General features: G+C 38.4%; 17 protein-coding genes and 1 pseudogene. 14 read left to right on the forward strand and 4 right to left on the reverse strand.

The window, feature by feature from the left end; genetic code table 11:
* Nucleotides 1-2 precede the first annotated feature (2 nt).
* Together C1A05_RS16360 and C1A05_RS16365 are read left to right on the forward strand one after the other, a co-directional pair.
* A complete protein-coding gene (locus tag C1A05_RS16360; RefSeq protein WP_102029317.1) occupies nt 3-788 on the forward strand; it encodes a heme ABC transporter ATP-binding protein in 786 nt (261 codons plus the stop codon).
* A gap of 104 nt (nt 789-892) precedes the next feature.
* A complete protein-coding gene (locus C1A05_RS16365; protein ID WP_102029318.1) occupies nt 893-1720 on the forward strand; it encodes a DUF368 domain-containing protein in 828 nt (275 codons plus the stop codon).
* A 49-nt stretch (nt 1721-1769) separates the two neighbouring features.
* Here the strand turns inward: C1A05_RS16365 and C1A05_RS16370 are convergent, their stop codons facing one another.
* Nucleotides 1770-2555 carry a histidinol-phosphatase HisJ family protein gene (locus tag C1A05_RS16370; RefSeq protein ID WP_102029319.1) on the reverse strand — a complete coding sequence of 262 codons (786 nt, stop codon included), beginning with the start codon at nt 2553-2555 and terminating at the stop codon, nt 1770-1772.
* A 139-nt stretch (nt 2556-2694) separates the two neighbouring features.
* Here C1A05_RS16370 and hisZ point away from each other — a divergent pair, with 139 nt between their 5' ends.
* The 12 genes and pseudogenes from hisZ (at nt 2695) to C1A05_RS16430 (ending at nt 14246) form a co-directional block, all read left to right on the forward strand.
* Nucleotides 2695-3969 (forward strand): ATP phosphoribosyltransferase regulatory subunit, encoded by a 1275-nt coding sequence (gene hisZ / locus C1A05_RS16375; RefSeq protein WP_159462105.1) that lies wholly within the window; start codon nt 2695-2697, stop codon nt 3967-3969.
* A 27-nt stretch (nt 3970-3996) separates the two neighbouring features.
* Nucleotides 3997-4635 carry an ATP phosphoribosyltransferase gene (hisG, locus tag C1A05_RS16380; RefSeq protein ID WP_102029321.1) on the forward strand — a complete coding sequence of 213 codons (639 nt, stop codon included), beginning with the start codon at nt 3997-3999 and terminating at the stop codon, nt 4633-4635.
* An 18-nt stretch (nt 4636-4653) separates the two neighbouring features.
* Nucleotides 4654-5238, forward strand: a complete 585-nt coding sequence (hisB, locus tag C1A05_RS16385) for an imidazoleglycerol-phosphate dehydratase HisB (protein ID WP_102029322.1) — start codon at nt 4654-4656, stop codon at nt 5236-5238.
* 70 nt (nt 5239-5308) lie between these two features.
* Nucleotides 5309-5926, forward strand: coding sequence for an imidazole glycerol phosphate synthase subunit HisH (hisH, locus tag C1A05_RS16390; RefSeq protein WP_102029323.1), 618 nt, complete (start codon nt 5309-5311; stop codon nt 5924-5926).
* Nucleotides 5923-6636 carry a 1-(5-phosphoribosyl)-5-[(5-phosphoribosylamino)methylideneamino]imidazole-4-carboxamide isomerase gene (gene hisA / locus C1A05_RS16395; protein ID WP_102029324.1) on the forward strand — a complete coding sequence of 238 codons (714 nt, stop codon included), beginning with the start codon at nt 5923-5925 and terminating at the stop codon, nt 6634-6636. Before hisH ends, hisA begins: the two co-directional genes overlap by 4 nt.
* A complete protein-coding gene (gene hisF, locus C1A05_RS16400; protein ID WP_102029325.1) occupies nt 6636-7418 on the forward strand; it encodes an imidazole glycerol phosphate synthase subunit HisF in 783 nt (260 codons plus the stop codon). The genes hisA and hisF overlap by 1 nt, the downstream gene beginning before the upstream one ends.
* On the forward strand, nt 7399-8031 hold the full coding sequence (gene hisIE / locus C1A05_RS16405; protein WP_102029326.1) for a bifunctional phosphoribosyl-AMP cyclohydrolase/phosphoribosyl-ATP diphosphatase HisIE: 633 nt from the start codon (nt 7399-7401) through the stop codon (nt 8029-8031). Before hisF ends, hisIE begins: the two co-directional genes overlap by 20 nt.
* A 31-nt stretch (nt 8032-8062) precedes the next feature.
* On the forward strand, nt 8063-9121 hold the full coding sequence (gene hisC, locus C1A05_RS16410; protein ID WP_102029327.1) for a histidinol-phosphate transaminase: 1059 nt from the start codon (nt 8063-8065) through the stop codon (nt 9119-9121).
* 318 nt (nt 9122-9439) lie between these two features.
* Nucleotides 9440-10186 (forward strand): annotated as a pseudogene (locus C1A05_RS16415) (TerC family protein); the annotation flags it as partial.
* Nucleotides 10187-10596: 410 nt separating this feature from the next.
* Nucleotides 10597-11343, forward strand: a complete 747-nt coding sequence (locus C1A05_RS16420) for a glucose 1-dehydrogenase (protein ID WP_102029329.1) — start codon at nt 10597-10599, stop codon at nt 11341-11343.
* A gap of 20 nt (nt 11344-11363) precedes the next feature.
* Nucleotides 11364-11861 (forward strand): GNAT family N-acetyltransferase, encoded by a 498-nt coding sequence (locus C1A05_RS16425; RefSeq protein ID WP_102029330.1) that lies wholly within the window; start codon nt 11364-11366, stop codon nt 11859-11861.
* A 120-nt stretch (nt 11862-11981) separates the two neighbouring features.
* Nucleotides 11982-14246: an outer membrane protein assembly factor BamB family protein gene (locus tag C1A05_RS16430; protein ID WP_102029331.1), complete on the forward strand. Its 2265-nt coding sequence runs from the start codon at nt 11982-11984 to the stop codon at nt 14244-14246.
* A gap of 25 nt (nt 14247-14271) precedes the next feature.
* Here the strand turns inward: C1A05_RS16430 and C1A05_RS16435 are convergent, their stop codons facing one another.
* The 3 genes from C1A05_RS16435 to C1A05_RS16445 all read right to left on the reverse strand — a co-directional run bounded on the left by C1A05_RS16435 (nt 14272) and on the right by C1A05_RS16445 (nt 17524).
* On the reverse strand, nt 14272-14835 hold the full coding sequence (locus C1A05_RS16435) for a GNAT family N-acetyltransferase (protein ID WP_102029332.1): 564 nt from the start codon (nt 14833-14835) through the stop codon (nt 14272-14274).
* Between the two features lie 98 nt (nt 14836-14933).
* Nucleotides 14934-16724: a M3 family oligoendopeptidase gene (locus tag C1A05_RS16440; RefSeq protein ID WP_102029333.1), complete on the reverse strand. Its 1791-nt coding sequence runs from the start codon at nt 16722-16724 to the stop codon at nt 14934-14936.
* 119 nt (nt 16725-16843) lie between these two features.
* The gene (locus C1A05_RS16445; RefSeq protein WP_102029334.1) at nt 16844-17524 is read right to left on the reverse strand and encodes a VOC family protein; all 681 of its coding nucleotides are present in this window, start codon (nt 17522-17524) and stop codon (nt 16844-16846) included.

The following is a 17524-nucleotide window of genomic DNA, read 5'->3' on the forward strand; positions in this document are numbered from 1 at the left end:
AGGTGCTGACGGTTCAGAACATTTCAAAGCATTACAAAGAGCAAGTGGTACTAAAAAATATCTCCTTCCAAGTGAAGGAGGGCACCTGTTTTGGAATTATTGGGCCTAATGGTGTTGGGAAATCTACATTATTAAAAATAATTTCCGGTTTGATAGAGCCATCCTCTGGAAAAATAATGCTTCGCAATAAAGAGCTTGCATCTATTTCTCAAAAAAAGCTAGCACGGGAAATGGCGGTCCTTTCTCAAAGTGGTTTACCAACTTACCCTTTATCTGTTGAAGATACGATTATGATGGGGAGATATCCACATCTTCATTGGTATGAAAGAGAAGGAAAAAAGGATAAAGAAATTGTGGAGCGTGTGATGGAACAAACAGGCGTCACTTCATTAAGAGAAAAACTATTAGATACACTTAGTGGAGGAGAAAGACAGCGGGTTGCAATCGCAAAGGCGATGGTTCAACAGCCAAAGCTGCTGCTTCTTGATGAACCTACGACCTATCTAGATATCCATCATCAGCTTGTCGTCCTCCAGCTCGTAAAGAAATGGCAGAAAGAAGCTGGTTTAACGGTAGTTATGGTGATGCATGATTTAAACCTAGCATCTCAATTTTGTGATCAATTACTTTTATTAAACAATGGTGGTATTGAAAAGGTGGGCTCCATTGAGGAAGTAATTGAAAAAGATACGTTAAGCAAAGTGTACGAAACGGTGCCAGAAATTATAGAACACCCAATAAACAAAGTACCACAAGTGTTGTTAACAGCATTAGATGAACTTTCATGATAAAAATCATGAAAGTTTTTTTATTATAATCCTTCTACATTTAATGAATTCTGATAAAATAGTAAGGAAATGTGAATCGGACAACTAAAGGAGACATTGAATATATGTTTGAATGGAAAAATATCTTTCGAGGGTTATTAATGGGGGCTAGTGATACCGTTCCTGGTGTAAGTGGAGGGACAATCGCTGTTATATTAGGGATTTATGATCGCTTAATTGAAGCAATTAACGGCTTTTTCACTCGTAATTGGAAAAAACAATTAGGATTTCTTATACCACTTGGAATTGGGATAGGAATTGCGTTATTAACAATTAGTCATGTGGTTACATGGTTGCTGGAGCATTATCCAAACCAAACGTTTTTCTTTTTTATGGGCCTCATTATTGGTGTATTGCCATTCTTATTTCAGCAAGCAGATGTAAAAACGAAATTTAAGGGAAGTCATTTTGTATTTCTAATCATTGCTGCATTAGCTATTGCGTCATTAGTCTTTTTTAAAGACCCAACTGAAGGGGTTACACTAGATACAACAAATGTTTCGGTTTTAATCGGTCTGTTTTTCTCAGGGTTTATTGCTAGTATGGCTATGATTCTACCTGGTATCAGTGGTTCCTTTATTCTATTACTTATTGGTACGTATGCGACCATTATGGAAGCTGTTAAGGATATAAATCTAGTTGTAATTGGAATTGTTGGTGTGGGTGTTATTTTAGGTATTGTATTATGCAGTAAAATAATTCGCTACTTTTTAGAAAATTTTCACGCTTACACTTTTGCCATCATTATTGGTATGGTAATTGGTTCTATCGTTGTTATATTCCCAGGATTTGAGCGGGAAGTAGGAAAGTCCATTTTAAGCATTGTAGCATTTGCGATCGGACTTGTCGTTGCAGTTAGTTTAGGAAAATTTGAGTACAAGGAAAAAGAATAAAACAACTTTATGTAAACGAAGGATGTCCAGATGATTGGACATCCTTTCTTTATATTTTCTGAAAAATCGGTTTTTGATTTTGATAGGTGGCTATATATTGAAATCCTATTTTTTTTAACAGCTCTATAGAATCCTTATAATGTGTACCTATATTTTCTGGCGAGTGCGAATCCGACCCAATCGTAATAATTTCCCCATTCATGTCTTTATACAGCTGCAAAATATCCTCACTCGGCATACCGCGATTCATTCCGTAACGATATCCGGAGTTATTGATCTCAATACCCTTTCCATCTGCGATTGCTACTTTAAAAATTTCCTCAATATAATCAAGAAAATGGTGAACGCCTTCCTCGTATTTATAGCGTTTTACTAAGTCAATGTGTCCGAGTATAGAGTATTCCTTAAACTGTTTAATGCAATGAAGTAATTCCGTATAGTACTCTGCATATGCTTGGTGTAGACTCTTGTTTTCAAAAAATTGACCAGAGTGCAAATCTAGTTTTTTCGTCGTATGCATAGACAGGATAATAAAATCAAAATACTCTTTTTCTACAATCCTCTTATAATCCTCCAGAACATGTGGCTGTACACCTAATTCAACCCCTTTCCGAATTGTAATTTGGTCTCCATATTTCTGTTGCATCTTTTTAATACTAGCTGAATAGTTCTCATAATCTAACAAAAAGGTAATAGATGAATCGGGATAATCATAATCAATATGTTCTGTAAAACATAATGCTTTTATTTTTTTTTGAATGGCGCATTGGACCATATCCTCCATCGGTATCTCGCAATCTGCGGAAAAGTTACTATGTACGTGAAAATCATACATGCTATTCACTCCTAATTATTATAAATTCTCCATAAATTGTATGGATATCAGTTGACGAAAAGTCTTATTATTATTACAATACACTATAACTTTATTTTGTTAAAGTGGTAAATTGATAATGTGATAAAGGGTGATGGTGTTGGGGAATGGAACAAAAAGGCTTCCAGAAGGTGTATCCGATATACATGCAAATGATTTAGAGATAAAAGAAAGTCTAATCCAAAAGCTTCAATTGCTATATCGAAGCTATGGTTATCGCCAGGTTCAGACACCAATTTTTGAATATTACGATTTATTTCTCGAGATAAACGGTACAATCGATCGTGAAAAAATGGTGAAGCTCGTGGATCGGGATGGGAAAATCCTAGTGTTACGCCCAGATGCAACGATACCAATCGCGCGTATGGTCGCTACCTTTGACAAAAAAGAAGATTCTTATTTTAAAGTTTCGTATTTTACAAATGTGTTCCGAATGAATGATGACAAGCAAAGTATTACAAACCGAGAGCGTACACAAGCTGGAATTGAACTATTTGGTAACAAAAGTAGTGAAGCTGATGTAGAAGTGATCACACTAGCCATTCAATCACTGAAAAGATTAGGAATAGTAGATTTTAAAATCGACCTAGGACAGGCAAATTATTTTAAGGAATTAATGATTAGAAGTGCTGTTTCCGTTGAACAAGAGGGAGAAATTCGGAAGCGTATTGAACAAAAAAATGTATCAGAGCTAAAACAAATATTAGATACAACAAATATTGAAGCTGCATATAAAGAGGTGATACTTTCCATGCCTCTATTGTACGGAAACCCTACGGAGGTTATCCAACAGGCCGAATCTTTAGCGTTAAATAATAAGATGAAGGAAGAGCTTCGTCATCTAGAAGAGGTATATAACAAACTAGTAGAAGCTGGTTTCGAAGAATATTTATCCATCGATTTAGGTATGATTAATGATTTGAATTACTACACGGGCATCATCTTCCAAGGCTATATAAAAAATTATGGAAAACCGATCGTAATCGGTGGTAGATATGATCAATTAACAAAGCAGTTTGGATCAGAGCTACCAGCAACTGGATTTGGTTTTTATTTAGATGATGTTTTAGATGTAATCAAAAAAAATACGAATCAAGCCACGTTCGTCAATCAAACCGAAGCTTTTGTGTTATTTTCCGAGAATGATAGAAAGGCAGCGTTACGATTAGCGGATCGATTAAGAGAAAGTCAATTAATTGTGGAAACAGATGTTATTCCTATAGAGGACGCAGATGTATTTATAAAGGAGTTAAAAAGAAGAGGAATCGAAACAATCATTACAATACAAAATCAGCAATTTATTTGTGTAAACAAAAATGATGAACAAGTGGTTTATAACACGAGTGAGGATTTATTAAAAGGGCTATTACTATAATCTTGTAAGGAATAGGGGGACCCCATTGTGGATGTTGTGAAAATTGCCCTTGGAAAAGGAAGATTAGAAGAGTTTACAGTTGAAATCTTTCAAAAAATCGGCATTGAATTCCCAGAATTGGAAAAAGGGAGTAGAAAATTAATATTTGATGATGAAAGCGGCAACTTTCGAATCGTGCTTGTAAAGGCAACCGATGTCGCAACTTATGTGGAAAATGGTGCCGCTGACATTGGTGTAATCGGGAAGGACACCTTAATGGAAAGTGAAGCAGACGTGTTTGAAGTATTGGACCTTGGTTTTGGGAAATGTAAGTTTGCCGTAGCAGGTTTATCTGTACAACCGATTAATCCGAATCAAAAATTAAAGGTTGCCTCCAAGTATCCGAATGTAGCGAAGGCATTTTATGAGAAAAAAGGAATTTCCGTTGAAACCATTAAGTTAAATGGCTCGGTCGAATTAGCACCTCTAATTGGTCTCTCCGATGTCATTGTCGACATTGTGGAGACGGGTAGAACACTAAAAGAAAATGGCCTCGCAATAATAGAAGACATCTGTGATATAAGTGCTAGATTAATCGTTAATAAAGCGAGTTTTAAAACCAAAACGGAAACGATCCATCCTTTACTAAATAAGATGGAGCAGGAGCTTGCAAGGATGAGTGTATAAATCAGAGAGGTGAATACAATGAGAAAGGCTCAACAGAAACGAGAAACAAAGGAAACATCGATAGATTTACAATTAAATGTTGATGGTACGGGAAAAAGCCAAATCAAAACAGGCATTGGCTTTTTCAATCATATGTTAACACTGCTTTCTAGTCATGGTTTTATGGATTTGGATGTGACATGTGACGGGGATTTAGAGGTGGACCTGCATCACACTGTAGAGGATGTAGGGATTGTATTAGGAAAGGTTTTCAAAGAAGCACTCGGTGATAAGAATGGGATTACTCGTTATGCAACCGAGCACTCGCCAATGGACGAAGCATTGTCTTTAATCGCATTAGATATTAGCGGAAGAGCATACCTGCACTTTGATGTGGATATACCTGTGGAAAAAGTTGGTCAGTTTGATACGGAATTAGTAGAAGAATTTTTCAGAGCATTTGTAAACCACGCAGAAATCACACTCCATATTAATTTACTATATGGAAAAAATGGTCATCACATTATTGAATCTATTTTTAAAGGTGTGGGCAGAGCGATTGACCGAGCAACGGAAGTTCAGGAAAGAATACAGGGTGTGCGGTCTACGAAGGGGCTGCTATAAGATAATTTCAAGTTCGACACAGAGAAGGAATCAAAAAGTATCCATATAGTCTAAAAAAGGGGGGACTACCTTGATTTCCATCATCGATTACGGGGCAGGTAATCTAAAAAGCGTTTATCATGCCCTAACAAAATTAGGCTTTCAGACACAAATCGCATCAACTGTCGACCAAATCAACAATAGTGATGCATTAATACTTCCTGGAGTAGGGGCATTTAAAGATGCGATGAATCATTTAAACGAGTCTGGTCTTGTTGATAGCATCAAGAAAAATGTGCAATTTGGAAAACCCATATTAGGAATTTGTCTAGGGATGCAGTTATTTTATGAAAAGAGCTATGAAAATGGAGAATGGGATGGTTTAGGGTTCCTTGAAGGTGAAGTGATACGGTTTAACGATAACCTAAAAGTTCCCCATATGGGATGGAATAATCTAATTCCCGGCCCAAACTATAATCCAGATAAAGGCATTGGCAAACAAATCGGTAATGCAGAATACACCTATTTTGTTCACTCTTATTATGTTGCATCGAAAAACAAAGAAGAAATAGTATTTTTCTCTGATTACGGTATTAAACTTCCAGCAGTAGTACAGAAAAACAATATTTATGGCATGCAGTTTCACCCAGAAAAGAGCAGTGAGACTGGAATGACATTGTTGAAAAACTTTGGGGAGCTGATTTCATGATTCTTTACCCTGCAATCGATATTAGAGATGGAAAATGTGTGCGGCTAATTCAAGGGGATTATGGAAAACAGAATACGTATGGGGATCCAGTGGAAATGGCGCAAAAATGGGCAAATAAAGGTGCAGAGGCTCTCCATGTTGTGGATTTAGATGGTGCACTTGAAGGTACCTTCAAAAATTTACGTATTATTCAATCCATTGTAGAAACTACGATGCTCCCCGTACAAGTTGGTGGTGGTATCCGATCCATTGAAGCAATTGAAAAACTAGTTGAAATTGGTGTGTCAAGGGTAATACTAGGTACCGCTGCGATAAAAGATCGGGGCTTTTTGCAAGCTGCAGTGGAACGGTTTAAAGAAACCATTGCGGTGTCTATTGATGCAAAAAATGGCTATGTTGCGACAAATGGATGGACGAAAACGAGTGATTTAAAAGCGCTGGATTTTGCCAAACAATTAGAGGAAATTGGGGTTCAAACAATTGTATATACAGATATTGCAAAGGATGGCATGTTAGCAGGGCCGAACTTTCGTGAATTAGAAAAGATGAATGAGCATGTATCCATGAATGTAATTGCTTCAGGTGGTGTTACTACAGTTAGCGATGTGCAGCAATTAGCCCAACGAAATGTTTACGGAGCTATTGTTGGGAAAGCGTTATATACAGGGAATATCAATTTAGAGGACGCATTAAAGGAGGTGAACGTTTAATGCTAGCAAAACGAATTATACCATGCCTAGATGTAAGAGGTGGGCGGGTGGTAAAAGGGCAAAAATTTCAAAATATAGTGGATGTTGATGATCCAGTAAATTTAGCAAAAATGTACAGTGAGCTAGGTGCAGATGAGCTTGTTTTTTACGATATTACTGCTTCAAATGAGGATCGGGATATCTTCATTGAAGTAGTAGAAAAAACTGCTGAGCAAGTCCATATTCCTTTCACAGTGGGTGGAGGTATCCGTACGATTGAGGATTTTCGGAAAGTATTAAATGCAGGTGCAGACAAAGTATCGGTGAATAGTGCAGCAGTCAAGAATCCGCAAATCATTTACGAGGCAGCTCAAAAGTTTGGTAGTCAATGTGTAGTATTATCCATTGATGCGAAAAGAAACGAACAAGGAAATTGGTCTGTGTTTTTAAATGGAGGCAGAGTGGATTCGGGAAAAGATGCTTTGGAATGGGCACTTGAAGGAGTAAGGCTAGGTGCAGGCGAAATCGTGTTAAATGCAATGGATACCGATGGGATGAAAACAGGCTTTAGTTTGGACATTACAAAAAGAATTTCAGAGGGTGTGAATGTACCAGTTATTGCTTCTGGTGGAGCAGGAGAAATGCAGCATTTCCTAGATGTATTGAAAGAAGGAAGTGCAGATGCGGCATTAGCGGCTTCTGTATTTCATTATGGAGAAATAAATATTATGGCATTAAAAGAATACTTATACGAAAACGGTATTGAAGTGAGGCGCATACGCAATGACAGTTCAAATAGATGATATAAAATTTGATCAGAACGGTTTAGTTCCAGCAATTGTTCAAGATATTCAGACCGGTAAGGTTTTGATGCTAGCATATATGAACAAAGAATCCTTGCAAAAAACGTTGGAAACCAAAACAACTTGGTTCTATAGTAGGTCTCGTCAGCAGCTTTGGAATAAAGGAGAGACCTCCGGTAATACACAATTGGTAAAAAAGCTCAGCTATGATTGTGATGGGGACACATTATTAGTGGAAGTAGTCCAAAATGGAGTTGCTTGTCATACAGGTGAGGAAAGCTGTTTCTTTCAAAATATTGAATTAACCGAAGAGGAACCAATTGTAAATCGCGATATCATCTCGTATTTATATAAACTTATTGAACATCGAAGGGATCATCCTGTCGAAGGCTCGTATACGAATTATTTATTCCATGAAGGCTTAGATAAGATTTTAAAGAAGATAGGTGAAGAGTCGAGTGAAGTAATCATAGGTGCCAAAAATCGGGATAAAAAGGAACTGGTGAATGAGTTTTCAGATTTGATTTATCATTCTCTAGTTTTAATGATTGAGCAAGGAATTTCGATACAAGATATTAAGCAGGTGTTAACGGAAAGGCATCAGAAGCGTTGAAATTACGGTTGGTAGAGAAAGAGGGATTGGTTTGAGTAAGTATTGGAGTAGGTTAGTAAAAGATACGGACCCATATGTACCAGGGGAACAACCACAAACCAAAGTTGTAAAGCTAAATACGAACGAAAATCCGTATCCGCCATCACCGAATGTTTTAAAAGCAATAAAAGAAGCGACCAATGATGAATTAAGATTATACCCTTCGCCGACAGTGGACGAATTAAGAGATACGATTGCGAATTATTATCATTTACAACGGGATCAACTATTTATTGGGAATGGTTCGGATGAAGTGCTCGCTTTTTCCTTCATGGCTTTTTTTAATCAGGATGAAAAAATTCGCTTCCCGGATATTACGTACAGCTTTTATCCTGTCTATGCGAAGTTATTTAATATTAAATATGATCTCGTTCCAGTAAAGGAAGATTTTACAATCCCGGTAGATTCCTTTTTTCAATCGGAAGGTGGGGTAATCTTTCCAAATCCCAATGCCCCAACAGGATTGGCCTTATCACTGGAGGAGATAAAAGAAATACTCAAAAACAACAGTGAAAAGGTTGTTATTATTGATGAAGCCTATGTCGATTTTGGCTGCGAATCTGCTGTATCGCTTTTGAGTAAGTTCGATAATCTATTAGTAATTCAAACCTTATCGAAATCCAGATCATTAGCTGGTTTACGGGTCGGATTTGCGATGGGGAGTGCTGATTTAATTGAGGGATTAAATCGAATTAAAAACTCATTTAATTCCTATACAATGGATCGTCTTGCTTTAGCTGGAGCAAAAGCTGCAATGGAAGATGAAGCATACTTTCAATTGACAAAAAACAAAATTATATCCGAGCGTAACGAAACGAAAGATAAGCTGTTGCAGTTAGGCTTCGAAGTACTGGATTCAAGCACAAACTTTCTTTTTATTAAACCGCGTCAAATTAGTGCGGAAGAGTTATATATAAAGCTAAAGAATAAGGGGATTTATGTACGTTATTTTAATAAGCCACATATAAACGAATACATTCGATTAACGATTGGAAACCGTGAGGACATGGAGCAGTTTTTTAGTGCATTAAAACAAATTGTGTACAATTGAAAAAAAATTGTTGCGACCTTTTTTAATAGGTGGTAAGATAAATATTATTCAAAGGGGAGTAGCTTTAACAATAAAATCGTCAATTCAGAGCAAATGCTCTCGGTTTTATTGGCAACCCACGGTGTTGTTAGCAAGACCTTTGCCATTATGGTAGAGGTCTTGTTTTATTTTGGACGTATACCATGATGGACATGGTATACGTCCCATTTTTTTGTAGCAATATATTTTCCAATTTCGTGAAACGCTAAAGGAAAAGTAAAACAAAGCGGACCTTTACCAAGAATGAACACACCTTTATAAGAGGAAAGGAGCTCTTACATGGAACTTTGGTTAGAGTATGGATGGACATTATTAATATTAATAGGACTAGAAGGTATTCTCTCTGCTGATAATGCGTTAGTATTAGCAGTTATGGCGAAACACCTTCCCGAAGAAGAAAAGAATCGAGCAATTAGTTATGGTATTATAGGAGCGTTTTTCTTCCGATTTGCAGCTTTATTTGCAATCTCCTTCTTAGTGGGGGTATGGCAAGTTCAAGCAATTGGTGCCGCATATCTTATTTATTTGGGATTAAAGCATGTATTTGAAAAATACTTTAAAAAGGAAGATCATCACGACAAAGAGATTAAAGGGGCAAACGGTTTCTGGGGAACGGTTGCAAAAATTGGGGTGGCAGACCTTGCGTTTGCGATTGACTCTATTCTTGCTGCGGTTACATTAGCCGTAACGTTACCTCCTTCTGGTTTGGGACACTTTGGGGGTATGGACACAGGTCAATTTATGATTGTTGTGGCCGGTGGTATTGCAGGTTTAGTGTTAATTAAATTTGCTGCTACATGGTTTACAAGGTTGTTAGCAGAACGCCCGGGATTGGAAACAACTGCATATTTAATCGTTGCATGGGTAGGGGTTAAACTTGCGGTTATTACGTTAGGACACCATGAAATTCAAATTATTGATGAACACTTCCCACATAGCGCAACTTGGAAAATCATATTCTGGAGTGTATTACTAGCTATTGCTGTTGGTGGTTGGTTCCTATCAGGCCGTAATTTGAACAAAGATACAGAACATATAGAAGAAGTACAAGAGGCAAAAGAAGACTTGGATAAGTCTGAAGATCCAATTGATAAGCTGTTAGAAGATACTGTAGAAGAGAAAAGTACTGAAAATGAAAAGAATCCTGTTGAAGACAGTGTAGATGCAGAACGTCCGGATTCAATGGAAGCCGATAGGGAAGAAAAAAAATAAGAGCATAAGTGCAGAAGAATCGTATATCGATTCTTCTGCATTTTTATTTAACAAACGGCAGTGTAACTCAAAATGATGTAATAAGCGTTTGAAAGTGAAGAAATTGGTTTAAAAAATCGTGAATTTGATTGGAATGGGGAGTAGAAGGAATTGGCCATACTTTAACAGAAGTGAGACTATTGAAATAGTACGTTACAATAAGAAGTAAGTAGAGGATGGTGGATATGTCATTTGAAGAGAAAGTGGTAATCGTCACTGGAGGAAGTAATGGAATTGGTAGACAAGTTGCACTCGAATATGTAAGGGAAAATGCTAAAGTCGTTATAGCTGATATAGACGAAGTGAATGGTAGAGAGCTGGTTGCGAACCTTAATGAGGGTGGTGGAGAGGCAATCTTTTGCTTAACCGATGTACGTAAACCGGAAGATATCGCAAAGATGGTTGCAAAAACGTTAGCTGAATTTGGGAAGCTTGATATTTTAATAAACAATGCGGGAATTTCGGTTTGGAGGTCCCCTTATGAAATGACAGTGGACGAATGGGATCGTATCATTCAAACCAACCTGAGAGGGCAGTTCCTATGCGCACGAGAAGCGGCAAAGGCAATGAGGAAAACTGGTGGAGGTAAAATTGTTAATATGGCTTCTACTCGGGCATTTATGTCGGAGAAGCATTCGGAGGCTTATGCAGCTACGAAAGGTGGAAGTATTGCTTTAACACATGCTCTAGCAGCCTCCTTTGCCGAGGACCATATTCAGGTTAATAGTATTAGCCCTGGGTGGATTGAAACGGAGGGATATGAGCATTTAACCAAACGAGATCATGCCCAACATTTTTCAAACCGTGTAGGAAAACCAATGGACATTGCAAAAGCTTGTCTTTATTTAACGCAAGAGGATAACGAGTTTATTAACGGTGCAAATCTTACAATTGATGGTGGAATGACGAAGAAAATGATTTATAAGGAATAATCAACTAAGAGGTGTTGCAGATGATACGACACGCTGAATATAAGGATCTATCTAAAATAATGGAGATCGAAAATCAATCCAGGGAAATTATGCAAAAGGAGGGCAATGAACAATGGGACGAAAGCTATCCTTTAGCAGCTCATTATGAAGGAGATATAAAAGAGAGCAATCTTTTTGTTTACGAGGAAGATAATCGTATTCTAGGTGTAGCGTGTATTAGTAACTATGGGCATCAGGAGTATAACGACATAAATTGGACATACAACGGACCATATTACTGCATAAAGCGACTAGCTGTAGACCCGAAAACCCGTGGAAAAGGGATTGCATTGAAATTTTATCAAGCTGCAGAAGAAATAGCGTTAGAAAATGGGGTCCACCTCATTCGAACAGACACTTATTCTAAGAATAAAGGGGCTGTTAAGCTATTTGAAAAGGCGAATTATGAGTTTGTCCAACAAAGAATAAATGAGGGAAAGGAAGCGCCCTTTTACTATTATGAAAAAAAATTCAAATGAAGTAGAGATGGGAGATGGAAAATTCCATCTCTTTTTTTTAATAGGTAATTGGACTAAATTTTTCATATTCGGGCAAATTACAAAGGAAATTATTTTACTTCAAGGAAAGGAGCTCTTAATGTGAAGAGAAGTGTATGGATCATTGCACTTGTTTTAGTCGCAATAGTTGCCGGTGTACTTATATACCAAGCTATGGGTCCTGACACGGCATCTGAAAAGGAAGATCAAGCAAATCAACAAGAGAAGAGTCAACAAGAAGAAACAGATGTAAATGAACCAAAGGTAGATGGTTTATCAAGGCATAATTCTGTACAACATATGGATTATCCAGGTGAAGTTGCACCAAGTTTTAGCGCGGAAGATTTAACCGCTCCTCCATCGACGAACTGGATTACGAACGGAGGAAATATTTTTAATGGAAGGTACTCACCACTCGACCAAGTCGATGCCTCTAATGTAGGTGACTTAAAGGTAGAATGGGTGACAAGTTTAGGTTCCGGAAAGGAATTTAAATACTCAGCAGAAGCGACACCAATTGTTTATGATGGTGTTATGTTTACCATCACTGGGGCATTTGATGTGGCTGCCCTAGATGCCACAACAGGAGAAGTCATCTGGGAATACCATCCTGAGCTTGCCGAAGGATTAAATACGGTTTGCTGTGGATGGACTAGTCGTGGTGTGGCAATTGGGGAAGGTAAAGTGTTTGTATCCTTACTTGATGGATATCTTGTCGCTTTGGACCAAAAAACGGGTGAAGTTGTATGGGAGACACAAGTAGAAGATTGGCGAAAAGGATACACCATTGCATCAGCACCATTATATTATAATGGAAAAGTCTATACAGGAGTTGCAGGTGGAGAATATGGAATTAGAGGTTTCGTTGCAGCATACGACGCGGAATTAGGTAGAGAGATCTGGCGTAAGCACACCATACCTGCACCAGGAGAAGAAGGACACGAGACTTGGCCACAAGATAACGATGCGTGGGAAAAAGGTGGAGCACCAGTATGGCAAACTCCAGCTATTGATCCAGAGCTAGGATTGATTTACTTTTCTACAGGAAATACATCTCCTGACTTAGATGGAAGTAATCGTGAAGGGGACAACCTATTTACGGATTCTGTCTTAGCACTTGATGCGGAAACAGGTGAATACCGCTGGCATTTCCAGGAAGTTCACCACGATATTTGGGATATGGATGCAGCCAACCCTGTCGTTTTATTTGATGTAGAAATGGATGGGGAAATGAAGAAAGGAATTGCACAGGCTGGTAAAACAGGCTGGCTCTATATATTAGATCGTACGAATGGAGAACCTTTAATTGGTATTGAAGAAAAAGAAGTACCACAGCTTGCGGAACAAAAAACATCGCCAACTCAGCCATTCCCTATTGGAGATGCTTTTGTACCACAAGGTGTTACAAAAGAGGATATTGAACGAGATATACCTAACTTTGAGGGGAAATATGGTGATATCTTTACACCATTCTGGGATGAGCCATTAACGTTAAAGCCATCCCCACAAGGTGGAGGGAACTGGCCACCATCTGCCTATAACCCAAATACAGAATATTTTTATGTGCTTGGAAATGATAATTACTTTGCTTTTGCTCATTATGCAGAAGATGAGGCAAATAAATTTGAACAAGGAAAAGAATGGATTGGTAGTGTATGGCAGCCTGTGGAGCAAGCACCATTCCGAGGTACTGTAACAGCCATTGATATTAAAACGAATAAGATTGCATGGCAGAAGGATTGGGATACCATCGCTTATAGTGGATTGTTAACAACCAAAGGAAATCTATTGCTTACCGGTCACAATGACGGTCGCATTTTAGCTTATGATGCAACAAATGGTGACGAACTGTGGGAATTCATGACCGATGCAGGTGCTAATGCGCCACCAATTACGTATGAAGTAGATGGCAAACAATATATTAGCATTTTCTCTGGAGGAAACTCCCTTGCTGGTACAACACACGGGGATAAAATTTATACCTTCTCACTAGAAGGGAAATATGCTTCGATTGAAGACATACCAGAAGACGCAATCAACAAAGCGACTTTAGCAGGTCAAACAGAGGAAAGTGATGTAGATAAAAACCATGAAGAGGCAGATAAAGACGAGCATGACGAGTCTGCAGCAGTGGAGAACGGTAAGGTTATTTATGAGAATAACTGTCTTGCTTGTCATGGTGCAGAAGGTGTAGGTGGACACAATGGACCAAACCTACAAAACAGTTCGATGATTACGGATAAGGACGCACTAATTAAGCAAGTAAATGAAGGTAGTGGTGGAATGCCTGGATTTGAAGGCACCTTATCTGAACATGAGGTAAATAACGTTGTAGAGTATATCATGCAACTTGGCGGTAAAGAGTAATAGGAAAAGGACTAGGTCGGTGAACCTAGTCCTTTTTGCTTCGGTAGGATGCTTTCCAATCTCTCGCAAGGATTCCATAAACGACGATGTCGTGGTAATGATCATATAAAAATTCGCCATCCCGTAATATGCCTTCTTGTTGAAAGTGTAATCGTTCCGGAATTGCCCGGCTTCTTTGATTTTCAGCGCCACAATGGATCTCAACGCGATTTAATTGAAGTTCTTCGAAAGCGTAATCTACAAGTGCTTTCGTTACCCTTGTCATAATTCCTTTTCCTTGATACCCTTTTGCAAGCCAGTAACCGATAGTGGTTTTCTTATTTCTCCAATCGACCCCATGGAAGCCAGCCATGCCAACTAATTTACCTTCAAACAGTATCCCAGCTTGGAATCCATCGTTTTTCGCAAATTGTTCTAGCCACATTTGTATAACTGGATGATAATCTTCTGCTACTTGCATGTTATCTACCCATGGGAGCCACTCTCTTAAATAGTCTCTTGATTCATCAACAACAGTAATCATTTCCTCCGCATCCCGTTGAACTAAAAGCTTTAGCTCAACTTGATGGTCGACTTTAAGTGTAAACATATCCCTCACCCTTTTTTATAGGTGTCTATGTCTGTCTCCTCCAACACTACAGACATAGACAATCTGAATTCCCCTAGTGAATAATTTACAAGTTGATTTTATTTTGTTAGCTCGAGAAATTCCTTAGCATCTTCAATGCAAAGGTCAATTCCTTTTTGCCAAAATGCTTCTTTCGTAATGTCTTCTCCTAAATGCTTCATCACGAGCTCTTCAACTGGCATAATAGCTGTATCTCTAAGGAGTGCCATATATTTTTCCTCATATGCCGTACCTTCTTCTAAAGCTTTTGCATAAATGCTTAATGCAAATAGATAGCCGAACGTATAAGGGAAGTTGTAGAAAGGAACGTCGGTAATATAAAAATGAAGCTTCGAAGCCCAGAATCTAGGATGTAATTCCTCCAATGCATTTCCATAAGCTTCTTTTTGTGCATCCACCATTAATTCATTCAAGCGGCTTGCTGGCACAACGCCATTTTTTCGCTCTTCATAAAATGCTGTTTCAAACAAGAAGCGGGCATGAATGTTCATAAATAAAGCAACACTGCGTTGTAATTTATCCTCTAACAAAGAAAGCTTTTCTTCTTCATTAGCAGCTTCTTTAACCGATGCATCTGCAACGACCATCTCCGCAAATGTGGAAGCCGTTTCCGCAACGTTCATTGCATAATTTCGATTTAAGGGATGCATTGGCTTTAATGTATGAGAATGGAAGGCGTGCCCAAGCTCATGCGCGAGTGTAGCCACACTTGAAGCAGATCCATTATACGTCATAAAAATACGGGACTCCTCTTGTACCGGTAAAGAAGTACAAAAACCTCCTGGGCGTTTTCCGGGTCGATCTTCCGCTTCAATCCAAGCGTTCTCAAAAGCTTGTTCTGCAAAGCTTGCCATTTCCGGTCCGAACTTCGAAAAATGCTTCAAAATAAATTGAGCTCCGTCATTATAGGAAATGGTTTCATTGGAGCTTGAAATTGGTGCGTCTAGGTCATACCAATTTAGCTTCTCTTTCCCTAACATAGATGCTTTGCGATTCAAATATTCCACAAAAGGTTGCTTGTTTTTCGCGATTGCTCCCCACATGGCATCAAGAGTTGTTTGTTGCATGCGATTGTAATCAAGCGGCTCTTTTAATACATGATCCCATCCGCGCTTTTCATAAACATTTAACCGGAATCCTGCAATATGATTTAATGTTTTCGCAAATAGCTCCTCCTTCTCTCCCCAAGCATCTTCTAGCCTTTCGAAGCTCTCTTTACGTACCTCTGGATTGGCATGAGAGGAAAGATTATTTGCTTGCCCAACCGATAGCTCTTTTTCTACACCATCAACATTTACACGGATCGTCATAGCGCCCACGATCGTGTCATACATTTGACCCCATCCATGATAGCCATCAACGGAGAGGGCAGAAATCAAAGCTTCTTCTTTTTCGGACAGTTTTTCTTTCGCTTCCTTGCGCCATTCATTTAATACAAATTCCAATTCCTTTAGCTGTTTGTTTTCAAAGAGACCATCCCAAACCGTTTCGTCTGTAGCTGCTAATTTCTGTTGAAAAGCTGTAAACGCAGTGGAAAAATTCGCTTCAATCGTTGTCACTTCACTGCGAAGTACATTTGCTTTTCGATCTTCCATATTTTGTGCCTCTAAGCAGCCAACGAATGAACTCGCTTGATCTAAATATTTCATTACCTCAGCAGCTAGGGTAATAAGCTCTACTACTGATTCACTTTCATTTGCTGTAGTAGGTGTGTTAAAACTGTTTACTTTGTCAGTAAAGGAAAGGTTCATTGCCTTTAATTTTGAAATATGTTCCTGAAGCTGTGGGGATTCACTTCCTCCTGGAAAGATACTTTCTAAATCCCAAACCTCTGAGTAGGTCGTTGTCATCTATAGCTCCCCCTTAATATGTATTGGGTAAAAATTTCGAAAATTGAATATAGCTATTATACAGTACAATAGTTTTTATGAAAACAATGGAAAAATAAAAATGGTTACGGATATTCCTTTTACCTCTTCAAGCTAATGTGTTCAAACCGGGCTTCAAGACTGATGTTTTGAACGAGATGAATGCTCCCGTTTTCTACTTGCCACTCTGGTTCCGTATGTCGTGGATCATCCTTTAGCATATAAAGCCTTTTAAAAACCGATGTGCTATTTTTTATTTGCTTTGTACCAATCCTGATTTTTGAAAAAGTAGTTTGGTTTATTTTGGATCGGTCATTTGGACGGTTTCCATCTCCTTCCCATTCAATTAAAAACGGGAGAATGCCATCAAAAGAATCATCGACTGGGAATAGCATCCGCCATTTCATTATGGACCCATCTGGTCTTTTTCTACTACCTGGATAAGGCCCGTTAAACTTAATCCTTTGGTTTTGATAGTAATGAATAAAGCGGTCCATATCTGTTGTTCGAAATGCAAACTGTATTGGTCCTTCTAGATTGCTGTAATAAGCATTGGCGGTCTGTTGAATAAGAGGATTATCTGATGCCTCTGCTCGCTTAATATCTTCTATGCCTAACCACTCGATGTAGCTATTATTATGCATATAAGCTATATAATTGTAGGTCCCCCAGTTCTCATGGTGCCCGCCAGGTAAGACAAATTGGTTGTATTCTTTTTGAAAAGCTTCTATAGAATCTTGGATATTGCTGGAATAGATAACTAGATGGTCAAATGCGAGCAT

Source organism: Salirhabdus sp. Marseille-P4669 (assembly GCF_900240405.1).
In the GTDB taxonomy this organism is placed as follows: Bacteria; Bacillota; Bacilli; order Bacillales; family Alkalibacillaceae; genus OEQK01.

Excerpts from the sequence above, each read along its gene's own strand:
- C1A05_RS16370 (WP_102029319.1), bottom strand. The coding sequence starts at position 2,555 with ATGTATGATTTTCACGTACATAGTAACTTTTCCGCAGATTGCGAGATA.
- hisB (WP_102029322.1), top strand. The coding sequence starts at position 4,654 with ATGAGAAAGGCTCAACAGAAACGAGAAACAAAGGAAACATCGATAGAT.
- C1A05_RS16445 (WP_102029334.1), bottom strand. The coding sequence starts at position 17,524 with ATGCTCGCATTTGACCATCTAGTTATCTATTCCAGCAATATCCAAGAT.
- C1A05_RS16425 (WP_102029330.1), top strand. The coding sequence starts at position 11,364 with ATGATACGACACGCTGAATATAAGGATCTATCTAAAATAATGGAGATC.
- hisIE (WP_102029326.1), top strand. The coding sequence starts at position 7,399 with ATGACAGTTCAAATAGATGATATAAAATTTGATCAGAACGGTTTAGTT.
- C1A05_RS16420 (WP_102029329.1), top strand. The coding sequence starts at position 10,597 with ATGTCATTTGAAGAGAAAGTGGTAATCGTCACTGGAGGAAGTAATGGA.
- hisA (WP_102029324.1), top strand. The coding sequence starts at position 5,923 with ATGATTCTTTACCCTGCAATCGATATTAGAGATGGAAAATGTGTGCGG.
- C1A05_RS16435 (WP_102029332.1), bottom strand. The coding sequence starts at position 14,835 with ATGTTTACACTTAAAGTCGACCATCAAGTTGAGCTAAAGCTTTTAGTT.
- C1A05_RS16440 (WP_102029333.1), bottom strand. The coding sequence starts at position 16,724 with ATGACAACGACCTACTCAGAGGTTTGGGATTTAGAAAGTATCTTTCCA.
- hisF (WP_102029325.1), top strand. The coding sequence starts at position 6,636 with ATGCTAGCAAAACGAATTATACCATGCCTAGATGTAAGAGGTGGGCGG.
- C1A05_RS16365 (WP_102029318.1), top strand. The coding sequence starts at position 893 with ATGTTTGAATGGAAAAATATCTTTCGAGGGTTATTAATGGGGGCTAGT.